Here is a 3,012-nt window from a genome sequence, read left to right on the forward strand (position 1 = left end):
GTATAGGAAGTAAGGAATAGGTTGCCAGTGCTGGCGCTTCATCTGTTTTTGTGTAGATAATCTTGGATATTTCTGTTGTCATTTTTTCCCCAAACTGTACCGGTAGGATAACCAATGGAACTAATTTTACACACTGAGGACCTGACAACTCGTGATCACCAGACCCAGCGAAAATTATGCGTAAACGCTAGTGTAGCTAAAAAAGGAAGAAATTTCCCCTTCTACTTAAGTTTTATAACAAATTCAAAAGAGATAGTACTGAAATAAGATGGCATAATTATGTCAATAAAGGCGATATCCTTCATTCAAGTTTTCTGCTGAGGTTTTGGCCCTCTATTACTCGAATGCTCCATCCAGAATCATCTGACGAAAAAGCGCTGCAATTGACGTTTCTAAAGCCAGGACCTCATCACGTCGAGTAACAATTAAGGAGTAACTTTCGATTTCATTTGCCCCAGCATAAACATCAACACGCCCCTTATTAGCAAAAAACTCTCCCACCAATAGCAACTCCCCCCCGATACGTTCATAGAGCTCCAAAGCCACCAAATAACAGTGAGAGCCCGATGCTGGTAAAATACCAAAAGTCAGCACTGAAGCCGTATAAGACGCACCATCACTTGCCGCATCACCAAGCCCTTCACACGCACCGCCATCAGGGAAGGCAGATATCAACTTCGCCACATAAGTTGCTTCTTCTGGAGAAGCTTTTCTAAACCCAAACTTTGAGGCCACATTCGCGAACATTTGACCGACCTCAAGCGACGAGTGATGCAGCTCATAAAGCCCCCCACCTTCTTGAGACGCAAGAATCAACTGACTTCTATCAACATGCAAGGCAGAAGATGAAATCTTAGCATTACTCGCATTAACTAAATATTGCCTCGCGTCTGACGTCGTTGTTGAACAGGCCGATAACAGGCCCAGCAAACACATCAACAATAGTAATTTCATTTCTATCTGAGCCACAATTTAATCTCACCCTATTTATAGATGGGCTGGCATTCGCTCTCAACACCTGCCGATAAACTTCTAAATCACTGATAAACATAGTAACACGCCACCCATTTCTGAACACTTAAATAACTGTCAGCTTTTTTTACACAATAAACAAAAAAACCATAGAAAGAAAAATATCAAATAACTTATCCTACTGTTATATATATATTTTATGGATCATTGGCACAACTAATGCTTTGAACAACAGTTATAATTAACGGACTATTTTGTAGTCGTCATTTAATTACAAATAAGGAAAATTACATGAAACTTAAGCAGCTTTTAGCAGCAGCAACTTTAGCAGTTACCTCTGTATGCGCTCTTGCAACACCTCAGTACACTGGTGAAACGTCCGCAACAAACATCAACCTTGGCTCACAAGGAAACGGTTATTACCTTTGGACAACTGAAGGCAATGACTATCAATGGAATGTTCGTTGGAGAAGCCCAAATGTATCATCAAACGCCACATGGTTTGGTAGCTTCGAAGTCGTAAATGGCAGCTCTCCTACAGCTACAACCATTAGCTTTGACGGCAGTGACTACACCTCTACAAGCAACTGGGGCAATACTATCAACTGGACTGCAAAAACAAATAGCAATGGCTATGATGGGTTTACCTTTGACCTTGACAAAGACACAAAGCTTACTCGCTTTAACTTGGGTTCAAGCCTTTTTGCTGACCTGGAAGACAACACAACAGATCCAGGCACTGAAGACTTCGGCATCTTCATCGGCCAAAACTATGCAACACCAAACGTTCTAGTTGGTAGCAAGCCATATACGAAGTACAAAAATGTTGACGGCGTAATCGTAGAATCGCGCGGTGACGGCATCCACCAGTCATTCGAAGTATCAGTTGCAGAGCCAGGCACTCTAGCTCTTCTAGGTCTTGGTTTGGCTGGTCTAGGTTTCGCTCGTCGTAAGCAAGCTTAATCTAGCACTCGCAAGTAATAATAAAAAAGCCTCGCATTTGTGAGGTTTTTTTATGCCTATCAATCTTGTCTAAAACCACCCACTATTTAAGTCATCTTTACACGACCAGTATTGCTCACTATATTTTTTAGCCCGAGCCTCAACCTTCTTCGCTACCTTTTTTAGCCAAGGTTTTTTTTCATAACTAGCTCTACGATAACCACCATGCCCTTCGTGATAATTTAGGTATTGTGCGTAGGCATCCCATTTACTAACCTTGTTTATCTTGCTACTTCGATTCATATACCAACCGACAAAATCAATCGCATCATCAAAATCATCGCGATCTGCAAAGGTGCTCCCGGCGTCAGCTACATATTCTCCCCAAACAGGAGTCTTAGCCTGAGAATAACCATACGCATCGCTCGCTCGACCGATAGGAATAAATCCAAGGAAGTACTCCATCGGCGGTGCCGCATCGTATTTAAAAGATGACTCTTGATACATTATGGCCATTGGAATGTGAACAGGGACTCCCCAGCGTTCCCGTACATCGAGCGCGGCATCATGCCAGTCTGGCTTTTCTTCGAATATTTTACAAATATTTTGAGGTTGTTCAGGCGGCAAGCTGGAGCAGCCAGCCAGACTTAAACCTCCAAGCAAAAGAAAACTAAAGCGATAATTAGACAAGCTCTCCCTCCTTACTTTTACCTATTCTCCAGATAAAGATCACCAACATCTGAACCAAAATTAGCGGAATAGCGTAGATAAGCAGGCTATTCCAGCCAACACTATAAATAACTACTCCACTAGATATTGATGCCGCAGCCTGGAATACAAACACAAAAAAGTCATTAAAACCCTGTACTTTATACCTCTCGGCAGGTTGGTACACTTTAGGAAGCAAAACCGTACCTGCGACAAATAGAAAGTTCCAACCAATACCTAGCAACACCAATCCAAGCCAATAATGCATCACATTCTGACCTGAAAGCGCTATCATCAAACACACCGTATAAGCTGCCAAACCAGCCAGCATCAAGCGATATTCACCAAACTTTGAAATCAGATATCCACTCACTAAGGAAGGCAAGAACA

5 protein-coding genes are annotated in these 3,012 nt (G+C 42.2%); 1 reads left to right on the top strand and 4 read right to left on the bottom strand.

Going from position 1 to position 3,012, the window contains the following annotated elements:
* Nucleotides 1-82: NADP-dependent isocitrate dehydrogenase (locus A3735_RS32625; protein ID WP_369820541.1), on the bottom strand; the 82-nt coding region annotated here is incomplete at its 3' end.
* Between the two features lie 254 nt (nt 83-336).
* A complete protein-coding gene (locus A3735_RS18905; RefSeq protein WP_068634132.1) occupies nt 337-954 on the bottom strand; it encodes a hypothetical protein in 618 nt (205 codons plus the stop codon).
* Nucleotides 955-1,263: 309 nt separating this feature from the next.
* On the opposite strand from A3735_RS18905, the gene A3735_RS31150 reads away from it, so the two are divergent.
* A complete protein-coding gene (locus A3735_RS31150; protein WP_068515173.1) occupies nt 1,264-1,935 on the top strand; it encodes a PEP-CTERM sorting domain-containing protein in 672 nt (223 codons plus the stop codon).
* Nucleotides 1,936-2,004: 69 nt separating this feature from the next.
* Here A3735_RS31150 and A3735_RS18915 read toward each other — a convergent pair whose 3' ends face one another.
* Nucleotides 2,005-2,604, bottom strand: a complete 600-nt coding sequence (locus A3735_RS18915; RefSeq protein WP_068515177.1) for a hypothetical protein — start codon at nt 2,602-2,604, stop codon at nt 2,005-2,007.
* A partial coding sequence (locus A3735_RS18920; protein ID WP_156499758.1) for an MFS transporter occupies nt 2,597-3,012 on the bottom strand: 416 nt, incomplete at its 5' end. The genes A3735_RS18920 and A3735_RS18915, both read right to left, overlap by 8 nt.

The organism is Oleiphilus sp. HI0061 (assembly GCF_001635675.1).

Coding starts and splice junctions, on each gene's coding strand:
- A3735_RS18905 (WP_068634132.1), bottom strand. CDS start 954: ATGAAATTACTATTGTTGATGTGTTTGCTGGGCCTGTTATCGGCCTGT.
- A3735_RS31150 (WP_068515173.1), top strand. CDS start 1,264: ATGAAACTTAAGCAGCTTTTAGCAGCAGCAACTTTAGCAGTTACCTCT.